Source organism: Clostridium sp. TJA038, assembly GCF_058310255.1.
On record NZ_JBZEFA010000001.1, the window covers coordinates 311,519 to 334,139 of the forward strand.

Here is a 22,621-nt window from a genome sequence, read left to right on the forward strand (position 1 = left end):
AATAAGTTAAACTCCTATAATTTGGTTAAAAATATAAATTAAACTTTATTTTTAGGAGGGATTTATGTGTTAATAAAAACAATACCAGTAGGAATGTATCAAGCTAATTCCTATATTATTATGGATGAAGAAACAAAGGATTGTATAGTTGTAGACCCAGGCGAAGAAGCTTTAAAAATAGAAAATGCAATAGAAAATTTAGAAGCAAAACCAAAGATGATTTTATTAACTCATGGACATTTTGATCATGTAGGTGCTGTTAAGGCTCTTTCAGAAAAATATGATATACCTTTTTATATAAGTAAAAATGATGCTGATATGATAGAAAAGAAGGTTGATGTTTTTGGAACTATTCCTAAAACTTATAGATATATAAAAGATGGTGAAGTTTTAGATTTTTCAAAAAATTATAAGGTTAAGTGTATAGAAACACCAGGACATACTCCAGGAGGATTATGCTTTTTAATAGACAATTGTTTATTTACAGGAGATACTTTATTTAGAGAATCTATTGGAAGAAGTGATTTTGTTGGAGGAAATTTAAGTAGTCTTCTTAAGAGTATAAAAGAAAAATTACTTCCTTTAGGTGATGATATAGTAGTTTATCCAGGTCATGGACCAAGTACTACAATTAAACATGAAAAAGAAAGAAATCCATTTTTAGCAGGAGATTTTTATGTATATTAAAATATATCTTAATGACTTAAAGTATAGATATGATGTTTATCAAATGTTTAATATATTCTATACCTTTAAGGAATTAAAATTTGTAAATAAAGATGAGGAAAGAGATTATGATGTCCTTATAGAAAAGGATAAGCTGAATATATCAGATAAAAATAATAGCTTTTCATATAAATTTAAAGAAGGATATGGTTTTAAGACAGAACTTAAAAAAGGAATATTTAAGTTTTTATCAGAAGCTCTTAAGGATGAATATCCATGGGGGACCTTAGTTGGTATAAGACCAAGTAAAATAGCTTTATCTTTGATAAGAGAAGGTAAATCTGAAGAAGAAATAATAAAATATTTTGAGGAAAATTATCTAGCTAAGGAAGAAAAAGCTAAACTTTGCATAGAGGTTGCTGAAAGAGAAGAAAGTTTTGTAAATAAGGATGAAAAAAACATAAGTATATATGTTGGTATGCCATTTTGTCCTACAAGATGTTTTTATTGTTCCTTTGCTGCAAATCCTATAGCAGGTTGTAAAAAAGAAGTTAATCCATATTTAGAAGCTTTAAGTAGCGAAATTTCAGCTATAAGTAATTACGTTTTAGATAAAGGTTTAAACATAGAAACAGTTTATTTTGGAGGGGGTACTCCAACTTCAGTAGATAATGAACAATTTGAAGTTTTAATGAAACATATTTATGAGAGTTTTGTTAAGAATAAAGGAATAAAAGAGTTTACTGTTGAATGTGGTAGACCTGATTCAATAACTGAAGAAAAATTAAAAACTATGAAAAGATATGAGGTATCTAGAATTTCTATAAATCCTCAAAGTATGAACGATAAAACCTTAAAATCTATAGGTAGAGGTCATTTAACAGAGGATGTAGTGGATAAATTTAATTTGGCAAGAAGCTTAGACTTTGATAACATAAATATGGATATTATAATAGGACTTCCAAATGAAGATATAAAAGAGGTTAAAAAAACTTGTCTAATGATAAAAAATCTTGAGCCAGATAGTTTAACTATTCATGGAATGTCAATTAAAAGAGCATCAAAGCTTCATGAAAATTTAGTTTTACATAATACTATAACTATAGCAGAGCAAAAAAATCTTAATAAGATGTATGAAATGAGTAAAAACTTAGGAAGAGAGTTAAATATGCATCCGTATTATATGTATAGACAAAAAAATATGGTTGGTAATATGGAAAATGTAGGATATTCAAAGGAGCATAAAGAGTGTATATATAATATACAAATGATTGAAGATAAGCAAACAATAATTGCATTAGGAGCAGATGCAGTTTCTAAGGTTGTATTTTTAAAAGAGGGTAAAAACCGTATAGAAAGATTTGCAAATGTTAAAGATGTAAAAGAATATATAAAAAGAATAGATGAAATGGTTAAAGGTAAAATTAAATTACTTGATACCTTATATAAATAAAAAATTTAATAATATGTAGGAGGAGTTTTTATGGCGATACAAGCTCAAAAGGGTACAAAAGATATGTTACCTAATGACGCTTATAAATGGCATTATATAGAAGAAAAATTAAGAAAAATATCAGCTGAATATGGAATTAGAGAGATTAGAACTCCTATGTTTGAAGCAACTGAACTTTTTAAAAGAGGTGTTGGAGAAACAACTGATGTTGTTCAAAAGGAAATGTATACTTTTGAAGATAAAGGTGGAAGAAGCATAACTCTTAAGCCAGAGGGAACAGCACCAGCTGTTAGAGCATTTATTGAAAATAGTTTATACGCAGATGCTCAACCAACAAAAATGTTCTATTTTACTCCATGTTTTAGATATGAGAAAATGCAAAAAGGAAGATTAAGAGAATTTCATCAATATGGAATAGAAGTATTTGGTTCTCAAGAAGCTTCTATTGATGCAGAAATATTATCTTTAGTAATGAGAGTTTTAACAGAGGATTTTGAAATAAAAGGATTAAGCTTAAACATAAATAGTTTAGGATGTCCAAAATGTAGAGCAAAATTTAATGAGGCTTTAAAGCAGTATTTAAAAGAAAACTACGATAATCTTTGTGAAACTTGTAAAACAAGATTTGAAAAAAATCCTATGAGAATAATAGATTGCAAAGAAAAAAGATGTAAGGAAATTGTTAAAGAAGCTCCTTCAATATTAGATTACATCTGTGATGAGTGTAGTGAACACTTTAGTAAGTTAAAAGCTTACTTAGATGTTATGGGAATAGAATATAACATAGACCCACAAATAGTAAGAGGATTAGATTACTATAGCAAAACTGTTTTTGAAGTTATAAAAAATGGATTAACAGTTTGTGGTGGAGGAAGATATGACTACTTAGTAGAAGAAATAGATGGTCCTAAAACTCCAGCTATGGGATTTGGTTTAGGTTTAGAAAGACTTCTTTTAATATTAGATGAAGAGGGAATAGAAATACCAGAACCTGTTAGATGTGAAGTTTATATTGGTTCAATGGGAGATAAGGCTAAACTTGAAGCAATGAAATTAGCATTTAATCTTAGAAAAGCTGGAATAAAAGCTGAAATAGACCATTTAGGAAAAAGTGTTAAGGCTCAAATGAAATATGCAAATAAAATAGGGGCTAAATACACTTTTGTTATAGGAGACTCTGAAATAGAGGAAAATAAAATTAAAATTAAGAGAATGAGCGATGGAGAACAATTCGAAGTCAGCTTAGATATAAATGAAATAGTAAATATAGTTAAATATTAGACAGGAGGAGAATTAAAATGGGTGAAGCTTTAAATGGATTAAAGCGTAACATTATGTGTGGCGACGCTAGAGAAAGCCATATTGGACAAAAAGTAACCGTAATGGGTTGGGTTCAAAGAAATAGAAATCTTGGAGGTCTTCAATTTATAGACTTAAGAGATAGAGAAGGAATTTTACAGGTTGTATTTAATGATGATTTAGGAGAAGAAATCCTAGAGAAAGCAAAATCAATAAGACCTGAATATTGTATTGCTGTAACAGGTGAAATAGTTAAGAGAGAGTCAGTAAATCCAAATATGCCAACTGGTATGGTGGAGTTAAAGGCTGAGGAATTAAAGATTTTATCTGAATCAGATACTCCTCCAATATATATAAAAGAAGATTTAGATGCTGCTGAGAGTATTAGATTAAAGTATAGATACTTAGATTTAAGAAGACCAGATATGCAAAATATCTTTAAAATAAGACATAAAACAACTAAGGCAATAAGAGATTATTTAGACCAAAATGGTTTCTTAGAAATGGAAACACCAATACTTACAAAATCAACACCAGAAGGAGCTAGAGATTATCTTGTTCCATCTAGAAATTATCCAGGAATGTTTTATGCACTACCTCAATCACCACAATTATTTAAACAATTATTAATGGTATCAGGTTTTGATAGATATTTCCAAATAGTTAAATGTTTTAGAGATGAGGACTTAAGAGCTAATAGACAACCAGAGTTTACTCAAGTTGATTTAGAAATGTCTTTTGTTGAACAAGATGATGTTATGGCTTTAAATGAAGGTTTAATAAAACATGTATTTAAAGAAGTTATAGGAGTTGATGTGAAAACACCTATAAAGAGAATGACATTTAAAGAAGCTATGGAAAAATACGGTTCAGACAAACCAGATTTAAGATTTGGAATGGAAATTACAAACTTAAGCGATGTTGTTAAGGATTGTGGATTTAAAGTATTTACAGATGCTGTAGCTAATGGAGGTTCTGTTAGAGGTTTATGCCTAGAAGGTGGAGCTTCTATGGGAAGAAAAGATATTGATAGACTAGGAGAGTTTGTTAAAACTTTTAAGGCTAAAGGCTTAGCATGGATTCAATTAAAAGAAGAAGGAGTTAAATCACCAATAGCTAAATTCTTTAGTGAAGAAGAATTAAATAAAATAATTGAAACAATGGGAGCTAAAACAGGTGATTTAATCCTTATAGTTGCTGATAAGAATTCAGTTGTTTTAAAAGCTTTAGGAGAATTAAGATTAGAGCTTTCAAGAAAATTTGATTTAGTTAAGGATAAAAATGAATTTAACTTTACATGGATAACAGAATTTGACCTTCTTGAGTATGATGAAGAAGAAGGAAGATACTTTGCAGCTCACCATCCATTTACAATGCCAATGGATGAGGATATACAATACTTAGATACTGACCCAGGAAGAGTTAGAGCTAAGGCTTATGATTTAGTATTAAATGGAGAAGAATTAGGTGGAGGTTCTATAAGAATACATGATACAAAACTTCAAGAAAAAATGTTTGAAGTTTTAGGCTTTACTCAAGAATCAGCTTGGGAAAGATTTGGATTCTTATTAGAGGCATTTAAGTTTGGACCACCACCACATGGTGGATTAGCTTTCGGTTTAGATAGAATGATAATGTTCTTAGCAGGAACTGAAAATATAAAAGATGTTATAACATTCCCTAAAAACCAAAATGCATTCTGTTATCTTACTGAAGCACCTAATATAGTAGATGAAGAACAATTAAAAGAATTAGGAATTGAAACAATAAAGAAAGAAGATAATGCACAATAATTTTTAAGCAATCTAAATTGAGATGTTAAAATAAATTTTCAATTAGCGTGAGTTCTTTTTACTCACGCTAATTTTAATAAATTTATACTTAAATTAATAGTTTTTTATATTTAAAAAATTATTAAAAGTAATCTTAATTATTAGATTGCTATTTTTTTATTGACTTTTAAGAATAATTTAAGGTATATTAAATTATTAATATGAAATAATAATATAAATAGAAAATATTATATATTAGACTACAATAAATGGTATGAGGTGTAAGTTTTGAATGATAATGAAGCTTTAAGAAAAGATATACTTGTAAGATTAAGAAAGATAGAGGGTCAAGTAAAAGGCATTCAAGGAATGGTAGAGAAGGATGTCTGTTGTAGAGATGTTTTAACACAAATTTCAGCTATAAGAGCTGCTATAAATAAAGTTGGTGTGCTTCTTATAGAAAACTATGCAAGAAACTGTATGGGCATAGGAGAAGAAGATAAAGATGAATTAGCAGGATTAGAGCAACTTATGAAAACATTAAATAGTTTTATAAAATAATAGACCACCTTTGTGGTCTATTTTTTTTCATCAAAATCTATATCTTTTTTGTTTTTTAGCTTTTTAAAAAGTAAAATGTTTTTAGGATTTAAAGAAGCATGTGTGTATTGTTTTTTTCTATTTGTAATTAATCTAGTTATAGTAGATACAAATAAAACTCCTAAAGCTAAAGCACCAGAGGAAGAAATAGTCATTATAGCTTGATTCCAAGTAGACATAGCATCTCCTTTTATAGCTTCATACATTGTATTATACATTCCACCACCAGGAACTAAGGGAATTAAAGCACATACTACTAAAGTAGTAACAGGAGTTTTTAAAATTCTTGCATATATTTCTGAATATGCACTAAAGGCAATAGCAGAAAAAAACATTGATAATACAACATTTAATCCACAATATAATCCTACCTTATAAACTAACCAGCCTAAAGCACCACCTATTCCAGCAAAAAATAAATTTTTACCATGTATATTAAATAAAACTCCAAAGGCTATAGTAGCTATAAAGGTAGCTAAAACTTCTTTTATTAAAACCATTTAAATTCCACCTCCAAAGTAAATCCAAATACTCATAACCATACCAGTACCTACAGCTATTGAAATAGCAACTAAAAAAGCTTCAGCAGCTCTTATAAGTCCTGAAATTAAATCACCAGCTATGGTATCTCTTATAGCATTTGTAATTGATAAACCAGGAACTAAAAGCATTATACTACCTATTATCATAGTATCTAAATTGCTACCTATACCAAGGTTATAGGCTATTAAAGATAAAAGAGCAGCTATAGCACCACCTAGAGTATTTATAAAAAAAGTATTTATACCTAGTTCACCAGCTTTAAAGGTGGCAAGCTTTACAAACATACCTACAAAAAAAGAAACTAAACAATCCTCTATAGTACCTCCTAATATAGTTGTAAAACCAGCAGCTCCAATAGCTGAAAATATTAGGGTTGTCTTAAAATCGTATTTAGGACAATTTTCATTTATATCTATTAATTTTTCTAAAACTTCATCAAGGGAATATTTTTCAGTATATAATTTTCTTGAAAGTTCATTAACTAAATGTATTTTTTGAAGGTCTACTGTTCTGTTAGTTACTCTTTTTACTAATGTTGTAGTGTAATTATTTTCATCATATATAGAAACTATAATTCCCGTTGGAGTAACAAAACTTTCAGCGTATCTAACGCCATAAGCAGCACAAATTCTACAGATAGTTTCTTCAACTCTATAAGTCTCACCGCCACTTTCAAGAATTATTCTTCCAGCAAAAGTTGCAATATGTAAAACTTTGTTAAAATCCATATTATTATCTCCTATGTAAATTTATAACCAATATAGTAATTATAACATAGTAAAACTTAAAATAAGTTACTGAAAATAATTAAATTCAATTAAAATATAAAAAATTATTATAGTTGATAAAAAGAATTAATAAATTTATAATAAGTAATATAAATTTTAAGTTTGGGGTGAAATATTAATGAATTTTGATAACCTAAAAAGAGAAGATGAGCAGATTGAAAAGCTTATTGAAAAAGAAAAAGAAAGACAAGAAAATAGTATAGAACTTATAGCTTCAGAAAACTTTGTTAGTAAAGCTGTTATGGAAGCTATAGGTTCATATTTAACAAATAAATATGCAGAGGGATATCCTTCAAAAAGATATTATGGAGGATGTCATGTAGTAGATGAGGTTGAAGATTTAGCTAGAGAAAGAGTAAAAAAATTATTTGGGGCTGAACATGCTAATGTGCAACCACATTCAGGTTCACAAGCTAATATGGCTGTTTATTTTTCAATTTTAGAGCCAGGTGACACTGTTTTAGGCATGGATTTAAGTCATGGAGGACACTTAACTCATGGCTCACCAGTTAATTTTTCTGGAAGATTATTTAACTTTATTTCCTATGGTGTTGATAAAGAAACAGAAACAATAAATTATGAAACTGTAAGAGAGTTAGCTCTTAAAAATAAACCAAAGTTAATAGTTGCAGGGGCTAGTGCATACTCAAGAATTATAGATTTTAAAACTTTAAGAAAGATTGCAGATGAGGTAGGAGCATATTTAATGGTTGATATAGCACATATTGCAGGTCTTGTAGCTGCAGGATTACATCCATCACCTGTTCCTTATGCTGACTTTGTTACATCAACAACTCACAAAACTTTAAGAGGACCAAGAGGAGGATTAATACTTTGTAAGGAAAAATATGCAAAGGTATTAGATAAGAATATATTCCCAGGAATACAAGGAGGTCCTTTAATGCATATAATAGCTGCTAAAGCTGTTTGTTTTAAGGAGGCTTTAGAACCAAGTTTTAAAGAATATATGAAACAAGTTGTTAAGAATGCAAAAGTTTTAGCAGAAACCTTAGAATCCTATGGATTTAAGTTAGTTTCAAAGGGAACTGACAATCATTTAATATTAGTTGATTTAAGTAACAAGGATATAACAGGAAAAGATGCTGAAATACTTTTAGACAGTATAGGAATAACTTTAAATAAAAATACTGTTCCAAATGAAACAAGAAGTCCTTTTGTAACTAGTGGAGTTAGAATAGGAACTCCTGCCGTAACAACTAGAGGCTTTAAAGAAGAAGAAATGAAAGAAATAGCTTCAATAATAAATGATGCTATTAAATGCAAGGATTTAGATTTAGAACCATTAAAAGAGAGAGTAAAGAATTTATGTAATAAATATCCTCTTTATAAGTAAAGAATAATTTTAAAATCTTTAAATATTAATATTTAAGGTCATGTTACAATTAAATTTTGTAGCATGACTTTAATTTTTTTAAAATAATATTAAAGGGAAGAATTTAAAATAAGGTATTTTTTAATAGAGCTTATATTGTTAAAATAATAATATTAATAATTGAAAGAGGTGAGAGTTCAAGGGGAGTTTTTCCTTTGAGAAAGCTTATGAAATTTATAGATTTTCATTGTGATACTGCATCTAGAATGCTTAAAGACAATAAAAAACTTTTTGAAAATAATTTAAAAGTTGATATAAAAAAATTAAAAAAGGGAGGTGCCTTAGCACAATTTTTTGCTTTGTTCATAAATAAAGATTGGAATGTTAACACCTATTCTTATTGCAAGGAAATGTTGAAGAATTTAAAAGAAGAAATAGATAAAAATTCAAAGGATATTATGCTATGTAGAAATATAAATGATTTAAATATTGCTGAAAAGGAAAAGAAGATAGGAGCTTTTATAACTATTGAAGAGGGAGATGCAATTAAGGGAGATATTGAAAAATTAAAAAAATTTAAGAAAGAAGGTGTGTCTTTAATAACATTAACTTGGAATCATATAAATGACTTAGGATACCCTAATTATGAATTTCAATATAAAGATAAGGGTCTTACTAAAAAAGGTATAGAGGTTGTTTATGAAATGAATAATTTAGGAATGTTAATAGATGTTTCTCATCTTTCAGATAAAGGTTTTTATGATGTAATAAATTATTCTAAAAAACCTATTATAGCTTCTCATTCAAATAGTAGAGAAAAGACAAGGCATAGTAGAAATTTAACTGATGATATGATTAAAGCTCTAGCTAATAAGGGAGGAGTTTTAGGAATTAATTTTTGCAATGCATTTTTAAAAGAGGAATGGGAAGAAGAATTTGAGATAGCTACTATAAAAAATATGATTAGACATATAAAACATATAAAAAATATTGGAGGAGTAGATGTTATCTCTTTAGGTTCTGATTTTGATGGCATAGAAAATGAAGTTGAAATAACAGATTCTAGTAAAATGAATTTATTATTAGAGGCTTTCTATAGTGAAGGATTTAAAGAGGATGAAATAGAGAAAATATACTATAAAAATGCAAAGAGGATAATAGGAGATGTTTTAATTTAAAATATTGATACTAATTTATAAAAAATTAAACTTATAAAGAAAAGGATGAAATATTAATGGAGAAGAGTTTACTTGGAAAAATAGCCTATATAACAGGAGCTTCAAAGGGGATAGGAAAAGGCATAGCCATAGAATTTGGAAAAGCTGGAGCCTTTGTTTTAATAGGTTATAATAGTGATTTAAAAGGAGCAAAGGAAACCTTAGAGATTATTAAATCTTTAGGAGGAACAGGAGAGGTTTTAGGAGGAGATATAGGAAATAGACTTCATAGAGAGAATATAATAAATTTTATTAAAGATAAATTTGGAAAACTAGATATATTAGTAAATAATGCAGGTATATCAAAGATTGGATTATTTATGGATTCTACTGATGAAGATATTGATAGTATTATGAATATAAATTTAATAGGCGCTATGAAGCTTACAAGAGATGCTATGGATTTATTAAGAGCAGGAGGTAATTCTTCAATTATAAACATATCTTCTATATGGGGAAATGTTGGAGCTTCCTGTGAAGTTTTATATTCAATTACTAAGGGAGGAATTAATTTGTTTACTAAGGCCTTATCAAAGGAAGTTGCTCCTTGGGGAATAAGAGTTAATTGCATAGCACCAGGGGTTATAAACACAGAGATGAATTCATGGCTTACTAAAGAAGAAAAGGAAGAATTAGAGCAAGAAATACCTATGGGTAGATTTGGAGAGGTCTTTGAAATTGGAAAGATTGCAAAATTTTTAGCTTCTGAAGATTCATCTTATTTAACAGGACAAATTTTAACTGTAGATGGTGGAATGCTTTAAAAATATAATTATAAAAAAAGAAGAGAAAAACTCTTCTTTTTTTATAATTTAAAAAGGTTATATTTCTTCTAAATTATCAATTTCCTTAGATTTTTCTAAGGTGAAGAAAAATTTAACACCATTTTCTGTGTTCATAACTCCAAATTCACTTTCATGAGCTTGAAGTAGATTTTTAACTATAGATAAGCCAAGACCAGTACTTCTAGTACCTCTATTTCTTGAACTATCTCCTCTATAAAATTGGTTCCAAATTTTATTTATATCTGAATCAGGAATATGAGCTCCTGTGTTTTCAATAGAGAAATATACCTTATCATCATCAAGAGGTTTTATATCTATTATAATTTTACTATTAGGTTCAGAATATTTAATAGCATTAGTTACAAAGTTAGTTATTACTTGTTCAATTTTAAAATCATCTCCTTTTACATAAAGGTCTTCACTAGGAGAGTAATTTTTTACTATGGTTAAATTATTTTTGTTTATATCTACAGAGTTTTTTACTAGGACTTCTTCAGTAAGGTCATTTAAGGAAAAATCAATTATATGAAGGTCTATTTTCCCAGATTCTAACTTTGAAAGTTCTAGCATATCCATAACTAATTTATTCATTTTTTCTGCTTCATCTATTATTATATCTAGATAAATTTCTTGATCTTTATGGTCTACTATTCCATCTTTTATGCCCTCTGCATAACCAGATATTATACCAATTGGAGTTTTAAGTTCATGAGAAGCACCAGCTATAAAATCTTTTCTAAGCTTTTCTAATTCTCTCTCTTTTTCTATATCTTCTTCTAATTTTTTATTTTTAATTTTTAAATCATCTAAAGCATTAGAAAGATTTTTTGAGAGGAAGTTTAAAGTTTTAGCTAGGTTACCTATTTCATCTTCTCTATCTATATCACATTTTTCAGAAAAGTCCATAGCACTCATTTTCTTAGCTGAGTTATTTAATTTTACTAGAGGCTTTGAAATTAAATTTGAAAATACATAAGACAAAATAAGACCAATAACTATTACTATAAGAATTATGTATTTGTAAAAATCTTTTATTAAAGCACTAGCTTCTTCAATAGCTTGAAAAGAGGTTATGGCTATAATTATTGAGTCATTTTTAGAATTAAGAGAAAAAGGAACCATATAAACAATATATTTAGTAGAATATTTTCTACTATTAAATTCTGTTGTTACCCCAGAATTTGAATTTAATAAGGTCTTTGCAAAATCTGGATCACTATAAAGTTCGTTAAAAATATCGTTTAATAAATCTACTGCTTCCGAATTTTTATTATTTGGGTCAGGGACATATTTTGGGGTGCTATCTATAGAGTAAATTCCTATTTTAGCATTGTTTTCTAGTTCAAAAAGACTTAAAGCTCTATATAGAGAATCTGTATTTTTTATGTCATAAGAATATAGAGCTCTAAATTTTAAAACAGCACTACTTAAATCACTACTTTTTCTTTTATAATAAAATTCTTGGAAAAAAGTAATCTGAAATATCATAGTAAACAAGGTTAAAAATATTATTATACCGAAGGTTATTATAAATAGTCTTTTAGAAATACTTTTTTTCACTATTTCACCTCGAATTTATATCCGCTACCTCGTACTGTAGCTATATAATTAGCCTTATCTAGTAATTTTTCTCTAAGTCTTTTAATATTTGTATCTACTGTTCTTATGTCTCCAAAGTAGTCATATCCCCAAACATTATCTAATATTTTATCTCTTGATAAGGCTATACCTTCATTAGAAGATAAATATATAAGAAGGTCATATTCTTTAGGAGAAAGAAGAAGTTCTTCACCATTTAATTTAACTTCATGGGAAAGTTTATTTATTGTTAATCCATTAAAATCTAATATATTCTTATCATTTAAGTTTCCAGTTCTTTTTAAAAGAGCCTTTGCCTTAGCTAATAAAACTTTAGGACTGAAAGGTTTTGTCATATAGTCATCAGCTCCAAGTTCATATCCTAAAAGTTTATCCTCCTCTTGGCTCTTAGCGGTTAAAAGTATTATTGGTGTATTAGATACTTCCCTTATATTTCTACAAACAGCAAGACCATCTAATTTTGGCATCATTATATCTAATATGACTAAATCAACTATATTTTCAGAAAATATCCTAAGTGCCTCTTCACCATCTGAGGCCTCTAATACATTAAAGCCTTCTTTTTTAAAATAATCTCTTACGAGAAATCTTATTCTTATTTCGTCTTCTACAATAAGTACTGTTTTATTCATATAACCACCAACCTTTAAAAAATATTGTTTTAACTTACTTAATATTATACAATGAAAATTAAGGTTTATATAAATAATTTTAGGGGAGTTTTTAATGAAAAGATGGACATTTGATGAAAATACCATAATTTTACCTAATGGGTTAAAAGTTATAACGATAAAAAAAGATACAAGATTGGCTTCTATAAACGTTGGAATTAATATAGGTTCTTTATACGAAGAAGAAAAAGAACTAGGAATGAGTCATTTTGTAGAACATATGCTTTTTAAGGGAACTAAAAAAAGAAGTAACGAAAAATTAAATAAAGAATTAGAATTTTTAGGTGGAGATTATAATGCCTATACAGATTATATATCAACAGTTTATAGTATTACATGTTTAGATGAAGAATTTGAAAAGGGAATTGAGTTATTAAGTGATATGATTTTAAATTCCTCCTTTGATGAAAAGGAAATGAAAAAAGAAAAAGGTGTTGTTTTATCAGAAATAAAAAGTGATAAAGATGACATTGAAGATTTAAGTTTAAGTAGAACACATGAATATGCTTTTACTAAGTCATCTCTTAAAAATTCTATTGCAGGTACGGAAGAACATGTTAAGGGCTTTAAAAGAAAACAGGTTTATGATTTTTATAAAAAATATTATACTCCTGATAATTGTGTAATTGTAACTGTAAGTGCCTTTAGTCATGAACAAATGCAAAAAATAATAACAGATTTATTTGGAAAGTGGGAAGGAAAAGCACATAAAAAGGCTAAAATAATAAGAGAGGAAAATAAGGAGTTAATAAAAACAACTTATAAATCTCAAATAGAACAAGGAACTGTAACTTATCTTTATGCTTTTAAAGAGGTAGATGAAGAAGATAAACTTCCTTTAAAAATTTTAAGTTATAAGTTAGCTGAAAGTTCTAACTCTATATTATTTAGAGAGCTTAGAGAAGAAAGAGGGTTAGCTTATGATGTGTATAGTCAAATGGATTTAGATGAAAATGTAAATACTATGAATATTTTCACATCAGTTAGAGAAGAATCAATAGGTGAAGTAATTGACATAATAAATAAAGCTATATTAGATATAAAAAATAAGAATATAAACTTTGATGAAGAAATGCTTTCTATGATGAAAAAAACTCACAAAACAGGGGTTGTATCTACCTTAGAAGATTGTAGTAGCCTTTGTAGTTATGTACTAGTTCAAAGCTTAGCAGGAAAAGATATAACAGAGTTTATAAATAGCATGGAAAAATTAGAAGTCTTAACTGGAGAAGATATATATAGAGTTTGCAATAAGTATTTAAATAAGCCTACTATACATATATTAAAACCAATGGAGTAGATGAAATGGGAAAAATAACTAGTATAGAAGTTCAAAAGAAAAATTTAAATAGAGTAAATGTTTATGTAGATGATAATTTTGCTTTTGCTTGTGATGCAGAGCTTATATATAAACAAGGATTAAAAAAGGATTCTTTAATAGATATTAAAAAGGTAGAAGAAATTGTAGAGGAAGATGAATTTATAAAGTGTAAAAATTCAGCCTTAAGAACTGTTGAAAAAACTTATAAAACTGAAAAGGAAATAAGTGAAAAACTTTTTGAAAAAGGATTTGAAGAAAATACTATTAAAAGAGTAATAGATTTTTTAAAAGAATATAATCTTTTAAATGATGAGAAATATGCAGAAATGTATATAAAAGATAGACTTAGAAGTCAAGGGAAAAATAAGATAAAATATGCGCTTATAAGAAAAGGAATTAATGATGAGATAATTTTAGATAAATTATCTAAAATAGATTCTGAGTGCGAGAGAGATACTGCCTTTAATTTAGCAGAAAAAAAATATAATATACTAAAGAAAAAAGAAAGTGATAAATATAAATTATCTCAAAAATTATTTAGATTTCTTTTATCTAAGGGATACGATTATGATTGTTGTAATAGTATAGTTAGAAAGCTTGTAAATAATGAATATATGGAGTAGGTGAAATGAAATTTAACTTAGTAGATATAATTATAGTTTTTTCTTTTATACTACCTTTAGTAGTTGCATACAAAAGAAAGTTTAATATAATTAGAATGAAAAATAGCATAGAGGAGTTAGGAAGATATATATCTTTCTTTCTTGCGCTATATTTAAGTTTTATTGCGGTAAAGAGAATAGATTTAATTGAGAGAGCTGTTTCTATTTTATTAGTTGAATTTAATAGTTTAGTTTCAAAATTCAATCTTTCACCACAGGTTATAATAATATTAATAGTTTTAATACTTACTATTTTTCTTTATTTTGTTGTAAAAATTATATTTAAGATATTTAGTTTCATTATTATAAATCCAATTCTTAAAATAATAAAAATAATGGAAGCTAAAAAGGGTGAAAGATTTGGTAAGTTTGCTTCACTTATATTAAGCATACCAAAGGCTATTTTTTACATGTTAGTAGTTGCTTTAGTATTAGTTATATTAGGAAGTAGAGGATATTTAGGAAATAAAGTAGAAAATTATACCTTATCTTCAAAGGCTTATAAAATAATAAGTAACAATAAGTATTACAAAGCTTTAAATAAAGATTATGAAACTTTTTATAAGGATTATGAGAACAAGGTAGATGAAAAGGAACAGGCTAGAGAAAAAGAAGAAAAAGAAGAGTATGTTAAAGAACAAAACAAAAATATTGTTTATATTTATAATGGAGTAACTTTAGATGAAGGAATAAAGTCTAATGAAGCTATTAAAGAAAAGGCTTTAGAGATTACTAAGGGAGCAAAAACAGATAGAGAAAAAGCTAAAAGAATATATAGATATGTAAGTGAAAGTATTACCTATGATGATGAAAAGGCAGCAAATATAGGAAAAGATACATCTAAATATAAATCAGGAGCAATTGAGGCCTTTGAAAGCAAAAAGGGAATCTGCTTTGATTATGCATGTCTTTATGTTGCAATGGCTAGAGATGTAGGGCTTAAGGTTAGATTATTAACAGGAGAAGCTTTTAATGGAAAAGAGTGGGGACCACATGCCTGGAATGAAGTTTATTTAGAGAATGAAAATAAATGGATAACAGTAGACCCTACCTTTGGAGATGTAGGAAATTATTTTGATAGCAGAAGAAATGAAAGCACTCATAGAGATGGGAAAATCGTAGGAGAGTGGTAATATAAAAATAAAACTCACAAATTATTAATTAAAAAAGTATTTGTGAGTTTTATTTTATGTAAAAAATTTTTATTTAGATATTTTGTTTAAAATTAAATTTATAGCTCTTTCACAATCAGAATCTTTATTATCTAAGGCCCAAGCCAAATTAAAATATCTTAAGGCTTTTGAGTTATTATTAATCATTGAATAGCAGTAAGCTAAGTTAAAGAAATATTTAGAGTCCTTATTAAGTTCTAAAGCTTTATTTAGCATATCTATAGCTTTTTCATATTGTTTTAACTTTATATAGCAAACTCCAGAATTATAATAACTATGACACTTGCATTCATCATTATCTAGAGCTTTTTTGTAATAATTTATGGCATCTGAATAGTTTTTAGTGTTATATAATTCATTTCCCTTTGAAAAGTTGTTCATTTTTACCTCCAATTAAGTATATATATTTAATTATTAACCTATTTAGCCATAATATTCATAATAAATAATAATTATAAATTAAATAACTATGTTTATTTAAATATTAAATCTTTTAAAGTTTAGCTTATATTTAAGCTTCTTTACTTGACATAAGTTAAAATAATGGTATAAGATATATCTATAATTTAAATAAGCTTATAAACAGAGATAAAGAGGAGTAAAGATAGGAAGAGCTTTAAGAGAGGAAATCCCAAGGCTGTAAGATTTCTAAGTTTGATATCTTGAAGGTAGCTTTTGAGTTTCTTTGATGAAAAGATTAAAGTAATCAAAGACGGCATAAATTCAGTCGTTAATTTTAGAGAGCCCTTTTAATGAGGGAAAAAAGGTGGTACCGCGAGTTTTCGTCCTTTTAAGGATGGGGACTTTTTTTTATTGCCTAAAAATATTATTAATTTGTTAAAAGATGTTTCAAGATAGTTTTTGAAATGTTTTATATAAATACATAAAATGTGTTTAAATTTTAAGGAGGTTAGTCTAATGGATAATAAAAATATTTCTACAACGTATAATCCTAAAGAGTTTGAAGAAAGACTTTATAGCACTTGGCAAGAGAAAAAGTATTTTACTCCTATAGTAGATAAGAGTAAAAAACCTTATACTATAATAATGCCACCACCAAATATAACTGGTAAATTACACTTAGGCCATGCACTTGATAATACACTTCAAGATATGCTTATAAGATTTAAGAGAATGCAAGGATATTGTACTTTATGGTTACCAGGAGAAGACCATGCTAGTATAGCAACAGAAGTTAAAGTTGAGAATGAACTTTTAAAAGAAGGTCTTTATAAGAAAGAAATGGGAAGAGAAGCTTTCTTAGAAAAAGTTTGGGAATGGACAGATGAGTATAGAGAAAGAATAAGAGAGCAACTTAAAAAAATGGGATGTTCAGCTGACTTTACAAGAGAAGCATTCACAATGGATGATAGATTAAGTAAGGCAGTAAGACATGTATTTGTTAAGTTATATAAAGAAGGTTTAATATACCAAGGAAATAGAATAACTAACTGGTGTCCTAAGTGTCAAACAGCTTTATCAGATGCTGAAATAGAGTATGAAGAAAAAGAGGGCAATTTCTGGCATATTAAATATCCAGTAGTTGGTTCTGAAGAGTTTTTAGAAATAGCTACAACTAGACCAGAAACTTTACTTGGAGATAGTGCTGTAGCTGTTAATCCAAAGGATGAAAGATATGCACATTTAGTAGGTAAAATGTTAAAATTACCTTTAACTGATAGAGAAATACCTATAATTGCAGATGATTATGTAGATGTAGAGTTTGGAACAGGAGCAGTTAAAATAACACCTGCACACGACCCTAATGACTTTGAAGTTGGTAAAAGACATAACTTACCACAAATAAGGGTTATGGATGATAGTGGTATAATAAATCATTTAGGTGGAAAATACAAAGGCTTAGATAGATATGAAGCTAGAAAACAAATGGTTTCAGATTTAGAGGAATTAGGATTATTAGTTAAGGTAAAACCTCATACTCATAATGTTGGTACTCATGATAGATGTGGAACTGTTGTTGAGCCAATTATATCAAAACAATGGTATGTAAAAATGCAATCATTAGCAGACCCTGCTATAGCAGTTGTTAGAAATAAAGGAACTAAGTTTGTTCCAGAAAGATTTGAAAAAACTTACTTCAACTGGATGGAAAATATCCAAGATTGGTGTATTTCAAGACAATTATGGTGGGGACATAGAATACCAGTATTCTACTGTAAAGATTGTGGAGAAATAATGGTTGAATTAGAAGACCCAACTAAATGTTGTAATTGTGGTTCAGAGAATATAGAACAAGATAAAGATGTTTTAGATACTTGGTTTAGTTCAGCACTATGGCCTTTCTCAACTTTAGGATGGCCAGATAGAACTGAAGATTTAGAGTTTTTCTATCCAACATCAACATTAGTTACAGGATATGATATAATATTCTTCTGGGTTGCTAGAATGATATTCTCAGGAATTCATAATATGGGAGAAACACCATTTGATACAGTATTAATACATGGAATAATAAGAGATGCTCAAGGAAGAAAAATGAGTAAATCTTTAGGTAATGGTGTAGACCCTTTAGAAGTTATAGATGAATATGGTGCAGATGCATTAAGATTTATGTTAGTAACAGGAAATGCTCCAGGAAATGATATAAGATATATTCCTGAAAGAGTTGAAGCTGCAAGAAACTTTGCCAATAAGATTTGGAATGCTTCAAGATTTGTTATGATGAACTTAGATAGAGAGCTTATGGATAAATACAAAGACTGCAAAGAGTATAGCTTAGCAGATAAATGGATATTATCAAGAATGAACTCACTAATTAAGGAAGTTACAGAAAACATGGAAAAATATGAGTTAGGAATAGCTCTTCAAAAAGTACATGATTTCTTATGGACAGAGTTTTGTGATTATTATATAGAATTAGTAAAACCAGTATTATATGGTGATGATGAAAAGGCTAAGGGAGTAGTATTTAATGTTCTTTATACTGTTTTAAATACAGGATTAAAATTATTACACCCAGTAATGCCATTTATAACTGAGGAAATATATACTCACTTAAGTACAGAAACAGAGTCAATTACAATAGCTGCTTGGCCAACATATGATGAAGCTTTAAATAATGAAAAAGCTGAGAAGGATATGACATTTATAATGGAAGCTATAAAATCTTTAAGAAATTTAAGAGCTGAAATGAATGTACCACCTTCAAGAAAAGCTAAAGTTATGGCTTATGCATCAGAAGAAGCTAAAGATGCCTTTATAAATGGTGGAGCTTACTTAGAAAAGCTTGCATCAGCATCAGAGGTTACTTTCTTAGATAATAAGGATAACTTAGATGACAACTTAGTATCAGTAGTTGTTAAGGGTGGAGAACTATTCTTACCATTACTTGATTTAGTTGATAGAGAGAAAGAATTAGAAAGATTAAACAAAGAAAAGACTAAACTTGAAGGAGAAATTCTAAGAGTTGAGAAAAAGCTTTCTAATGAGAGATTTGTAAGTAAAGCGCCAGAGGCAGTAGTTAATGAAGAAAGAGCAAAGGGTGTTAAATATAAAGAAATGTTAGAGGCTGTTTTAGAAAGAATAGAGGCTCTACAATAATATAACAATAAAGTTTAGTGTATCTAAAGTGCCTAAATAAGCTTATAAAAATATTAAAAGGATTATTTAAATAAAAGTTTAGGTTATTCTTATTAATATTTATAAAAGTGTTATTTAAGTTTCTTAAGATACACTTTTCTTATATCTTTTTAAGGAGGAATAAGATAATTATGAATTATGAAGAGGCTATGGAGTATATTGTTACTGCATCAAAATTTGGAATGAATTTAGGTTTAGAGAGAATAGAGAAGGTTTTAGAGTTTTTAGGAAATCCACACAAAAATATTAAATTTATACATGTAGGAGGAACTAATGGAAAAGGGTCAACTACTGCTATGATAGCATCCGTTCTAAAAGAGGCTGGTTTTAAGGTAGGAATGTATACTTCTCCTTATTTAGAAGAATTTGAGGAAAGAATACAAATTAATGGAGAGAACATAAAAAAGAATGAATTATCAAAGCTTATGGAAGAGGTAAAAGAAGCCATAGATAAAGTTGTTAATTTAGGGTATGATAGTCCAACTCAATTTGAAATAATAACTGCATTAATGTTTTATTATTTTTCAAAAAATAAAGTTGATTATGCAGTATTAGAAGTTGGTTTAGGTGGAAGATTAGATGCAACTAATGTTATAAATCCTAAGGTTGTTGTACTTACCTCTATAAGTTTAGACCATATGAATATTTTAGGAGATACTATTGAGGAAATTGCTAAGGAAAAATGTGGGATTATAAAAAGAGGTGTTCCTGTAATATCCTATCCTCAAGTTAAAGAAGCTTTAATTGTAATAGAAAAGACCTGTGAAAAATTAGGATGTTCTTTAGAGGTTGTAAATCCTAAAGAAGTAAAAAAAGTAGTAATAAATAAGAAAAAACATATTCAAAGCATAGAGGTATCAATAAATAATGAAATATTAAAATTTGATTTATCACTTTTAGGAAAACATCAAGTAAATAATTTTTTAGTAGCTCTAAAAACTTTAATAAAATTAAGAGATTGTGGAGTTAAAATAAGCAATTATGCTTTAGAGGAAGGATTTAAAAAGGTAAAATGGATTGGAAGAATGGAAGTGTTAAAAGAAAAGCCTCTAGTTGTAATAGACGGTGCACATAATATAGATGGTATAAAAAATTTAAGAAATAGCATAGAAGAATATTTTAATTTTAAAAATATAAATTTAATTTTAGGTATATTAGGAGATAAGCAAGTAGATAAGATGGTTAAAGAAATATGCAAGGAGGTAGATAAAGTTATTATAGTTGAACCTCATAGTGAAAGAGCAGAAGATATAGATGATTTATATAATAAAGCTAAAAAATATGTAAAGGAAGTTTTTAAATTTAAGGATTATAAAGAAGCTTATGATAAAGCTTATTCTCTTACAGATAAAGAGGATTTATTATTGATTTGTGGTTCTTTATACATGGTTGGAGATATGAGAAAAACTATAAGAAATAAAGAGCATACATCATTAAGAAGTATAAAGTATTAGAGTTAAGTAGATAAATTAAACTTAACTGGTTAAATGAGGTGTTTAAAGTTTGAATTTTTATTAACAAAAGGTATATAATTTATTAATAAATGTTGTGGATGTGATTATATGGAAAAGGATAAAGATAAAGAAGTACGCGGGTTAATAAACAATTTAGAGTTTAAGATAATAGTACAAGGGATAATTGTAGGAGTAATTGTAGGGCTTATAATTATGGTTTATAAAGCTATAATTGGTTTTGGTATGGAGCATTTTAATAAGCTTTATTCTTACACAAAGGAAAATCCTAAACTAATAATTCCATTATTTTTATTACTTATTATATTAGGTTTTGTAGTTGGAATTATAGTAAAGAGAAATCCTATGATTGGTGGAAGTGGTATACCACAAGTTGAAGGAGAATTAAATGGGAAAATAACTGTAAATTGGATAAAGGTATTAAGAGATAAATTTATTGGAGGAATAATATGTATGGCCTCTGGCCTTTCCTTAGGTAAAGAAGGTCCCTCTGTCCAGATTGGAGCTTCTATAGGAGAGGGTTTTGCAAAGATTTTTAAAAGAAGTGACTTTGAAAAAAGATTATTGATAACAGGGGGAGCGAGTTCAGGACTTGCTGTTATATTTAATGCTCCCTTATCAGGGGCAATATTTGCTTTAGAAGAAGTACATAGAAGTTTTTCATTACCTGTTATGTTGGCTGCACTTTCAGCTTCTCTTACAGGAGTTTTTGTGGAGAATTTCATTTTAGGAAATGAGTTTTGTATAAAAATACCTGAAATACAAAACTTACCAATAAAATATTATTGGACACTTATTCTTTTAGGAATTATTTTAGGAGCTACTGGATGGATTTTTAATAAAGGTTTATTAAAAACACAGGAGTTTTATCTTAAAACCTTAAAGAAAATTCCTGTTCAAGTTAAAACTATAATTCCTTTCATCATGGTTGGAGTTTTAGCTTTAACAATTCCTCAAGTTATAGATGGAGGAGATTCCTTAATTGAAAGTGTTATAGGAAATAGTTTTACTATAAAATTTTTAATTATAATATTAGTTTTAAAATTTATTTTTACATTTTTTAGTTATTCATCAGGAGTACCTGGAGGTATATTTTTTCCTTTATTAGCTATAGGAGCTTTAGTTGGAAGTATTTTTGGATTAAGTTTAAGTAAATATTTAGGACTAGATCAATCTTTAGTTTTAAACTTTATAGTACTAGCTATGGCAGCTCAATTTGCATCTATAGTTAAGGCACCTATAACTGGTTTAATGCTTATAACTGAAATGACAGGAACATTTAAACATTTATTACCAGTTGCTATAACTGTTACAGTATCTTATTTAGTTTCTGATATGCTTAGAAATAAACCAATTTATGAAAGTTTATTAGAAAACTTATTAAAGAGAATGAACATTAAATTTAGTAGCGGAAGTAAGAAAAAAGAAGTATTTGATTTTGAGGTTAAAATTGGTTCAGAGTTAGATGGAAAATTAATAAAAGATATTAAATGGCCAAAGGGTAGTTTAATAATAACAATTTTTAGAGGGGCAGAGGAAATAATACCAAATGGAGAATTTAGAATAGAAGCTGGAGATGTTTTAGAAGTTATCTTTAGTAAAAAGAATACTCCTCAGTATTATGATGAAATATCTAAAAAAACATATTACCAGATTAATTAACTTAAA

19 protein-coding genes and 1 other annotated feature are annotated in these 22,621 nt (G+C 27.9%); of the genes, 14 read left to right on the top strand and 5 right to left on the bottom strand.

What is annotated here, in order from left to right; translation table 11 throughout:
* Positions 1 to 66: 66 nt before the first annotated feature.
* The 5 genes from AC4FQV_RS01445 to AC4FQV_RS01465 all read left to right on the top strand — a co-directional run bounded on the left by AC4FQV_RS01445 (position 67) and on the right by AC4FQV_RS01465 (position 5,751).
* Positions 67 to 687, top strand: a complete 621-nt coding sequence (locus AC4FQV_RS01445; protein WP_491139240.1) for an MBL fold metallo-hydrolase — start codon at positions 67 to 69, stop codon at positions 685 to 687.
* Positions 677 to 2,119: a coproporphyrinogen III oxidase gene (locus AC4FQV_RS01450; protein WP_491163976.1), complete on the top strand. Its 1,443-nt coding sequence runs from the start codon at positions 677 to 679 to the stop codon at positions 2,117 to 2,119. Before AC4FQV_RS01445 ends, AC4FQV_RS01450 begins: the two co-directional genes overlap by 11 nt.
* Before the next feature lie 30 nt (positions 2,120 to 2,149).
* Entirely contained in the window at positions 2,150 to 3,400 is a 1,251-nt protein-coding gene (hisS, locus tag AC4FQV_RS01455; protein WP_491163979.1) for a histidine--tRNA ligase, read from the top strand.
* 17 nt (positions 3,401 to 3,417) lie between these two features.
* Positions 3,418 to 5,211 (top strand): aspartate--tRNA ligase, encoded by a 1,794-nt coding sequence (gene aspS / locus AC4FQV_RS01460; protein WP_491163983.1) that lies wholly within the window; start codon positions 3,418 to 3,420, stop codon positions 5,209 to 5,211.
* Positions 5,212 to 5,478: 267 nt separating this feature from the next.
* Complete coding sequence (locus AC4FQV_RS01465; RefSeq protein WP_491139236.1) at positions 5,479 to 5,751, top strand: metal-sensitive transcriptional regulator; 273 nt, start codon at positions 5,479 to 5,481, stop codon at positions 5,749 to 5,751.
* A gap of 17 nt (positions 5,752 to 5,768) precedes the next feature.
* Here AC4FQV_RS01465 and AC4FQV_RS01470 read toward each other — a convergent pair whose 3' ends face one another.
* Both AC4FQV_RS01470 and AC4FQV_RS01475 read right to left on the bottom strand, forming a co-directional pair.
* The gene (locus tag AC4FQV_RS01470) at positions 5,769 to 6,290 is read right to left on the bottom strand and encodes a threonine/serine exporter family protein (RefSeq protein WP_491163986.1); all 522 of its coding nucleotides are present in this window, start codon (positions 6,288 to 6,290) and stop codon (positions 5,769 to 5,771) included.
* Entirely contained in the window at positions 6,291 to 7,061 is a 771-nt protein-coding gene (locus tag AC4FQV_RS01475) for a threonine/serine exporter family protein (protein ID WP_491139234.1), read from the bottom strand.
* 178 nt (positions 7,062 to 7,239) lie between these two features.
* On the opposite strand from AC4FQV_RS01475, the gene glyA reads away from it, so the two are divergent.
* From glyA to ymfI, 3 genes are all read left to right on the top strand, one after another.
* Positions 7,240 to 8,475: a serine hydroxymethyltransferase gene (glyA, locus tag AC4FQV_RS01480; protein ID WP_491163990.1), complete on the top strand. Its 1,236-nt coding sequence runs from the start codon at positions 7,240 to 7,242 to the stop codon at positions 8,473 to 8,475.
* Between the two features lie 194 nt (positions 8,476 to 8,669).
* Positions 8,670 to 9,632, top strand: coding sequence for a dipeptidase (locus AC4FQV_RS01485; protein ID WP_491163993.1), 963 nt, complete (start codon positions 8,670 to 8,672; stop codon positions 9,630 to 9,632).
* A 56-nt stretch (positions 9,633 to 9,688) separates the two neighbouring features.
* A complete protein-coding gene (ymfI, locus tag AC4FQV_RS01490) occupies positions 9,689 to 10,435 on the top strand; it encodes an elongation factor P 5-aminopentanone reductase (protein WP_491163997.1) in 747 nt (248 codons plus the stop codon).
* 57 nt (positions 10,436 to 10,492) lie between these two features.
* Here ymfI and AC4FQV_RS01495 read toward each other — a convergent pair whose 3' ends face one another.
* Both AC4FQV_RS01495 and AC4FQV_RS01500 read right to left on the bottom strand, forming a co-directional pair.
* Entirely contained in the window at positions 10,493 to 12,016 is a 1,524-nt protein-coding gene (locus AC4FQV_RS01495; protein WP_491139230.1) for a HAMP domain-containing sensor histidine kinase, read from the bottom strand.
* Positions 12,016 to 12,687 carry a response regulator transcription factor gene (locus AC4FQV_RS01500; protein ID WP_491139229.1) on the bottom strand — a complete coding sequence of 224 codons (672 nt, stop codon included), beginning with the start codon at positions 12,685 to 12,687 and terminating at the stop codon, positions 12,016 to 12,018. The genes AC4FQV_RS01495 and AC4FQV_RS01500 overlap by 1 nt, the downstream gene beginning before the upstream one ends.
* Before the next feature lie 94 nt (positions 12,688 to 12,781).
* Between AC4FQV_RS01500 and AC4FQV_RS01505 the strand changes: the two genes are divergently transcribed.
* Genes AC4FQV_RS01505 through AC4FQV_RS01515 form a run of 3 tightly spaced genes read left to right on the top strand, consistent with a single transcriptional unit; the run spans position 12,782 to position 15,842 of the window.
* Positions 12,782 to 14,026, top strand: a complete 1,245-nt coding sequence (locus AC4FQV_RS01505) for a M16 family metallopeptidase (protein WP_491139228.1) — start codon at positions 12,782 to 12,784, stop codon at positions 14,024 to 14,026.
* Between the two features lie 5 nt (positions 14,027 to 14,031).
* Positions 14,032 to 14,670, top strand: a complete 639-nt coding sequence (recX, locus tag AC4FQV_RS01510; protein ID WP_491139227.1) for a recombination regulator RecX — start codon at positions 14,032 to 14,034, stop codon at positions 14,668 to 14,670.
* Between the two features lie 5 nt (positions 14,671 to 14,675).
* Entirely contained in the window at positions 14,676 to 15,842 is a 1,167-nt protein-coding gene (locus AC4FQV_RS01515) for a transglutaminase-like domain-containing protein (RefSeq protein WP_491164000.1), read from the top strand.
* A 69-nt stretch (positions 15,843 to 15,911) separates the two neighbouring features.
* On the opposite strand, the gene AC4FQV_RS01520 is transcribed toward AC4FQV_RS01515, so the two are convergent.
* Complete coding sequence (locus tag AC4FQV_RS01520; protein ID WP_491139225.1) at positions 15,912 to 16,262, bottom strand: tetratricopeptide repeat protein; 351 nt, start codon at positions 16,260 to 16,262, stop codon at positions 15,912 to 15,914.
* A gap of 195 nt (positions 16,263 to 16,457) precedes the next feature.
* Positions 16,458 to 16,674: a binding site (T-box leader), on the top strand.
* 125 nt (positions 16,675 to 16,799) lie between these two features.
* Between AC4FQV_RS01520 and AC4FQV_RS01525 the strand changes: the two genes are divergently transcribed.
* The 3 genes from AC4FQV_RS01525 (at position 16,800) to AC4FQV_RS01535 (ending at position 22,615) form a co-directional block, all read left to right on the top strand.
* The gene (locus tag AC4FQV_RS01525; protein ID WP_491164003.1) at positions 16,800 to 19,442 is read left to right on the top strand and encodes a valine--tRNA ligase; all 2,643 of its coding nucleotides are present in this window, start codon (positions 16,800 to 16,802) and stop codon (positions 19,440 to 19,442) included.
* Positions 19,443 to 19,612: 170 nt separating this feature from the next.
* The gene (locus AC4FQV_RS01530) at positions 19,613 to 20,935 is read left to right on the top strand and encodes a bifunctional folylpolyglutamate synthase/dihydrofolate synthase (protein ID WP_491164006.1); all 1,323 of its coding nucleotides are present in this window, start codon (positions 19,613 to 19,615) and stop codon (positions 20,933 to 20,935) included.
* Positions 20,936 to 21,043: 108 nt separating this feature from the next.
* Positions 21,044 to 22,615: a ClC family H(+)/Cl(-) exchange transporter gene (locus tag AC4FQV_RS01535; RefSeq protein ID WP_491164009.1), complete on the top strand. Its 1,572-nt coding sequence runs from the start codon at positions 21,044 to 21,046 to the stop codon at positions 22,613 to 22,615.
* The last annotated feature ends 6 nt before the right edge of the window (positions 22,616 to 22,621 follow it).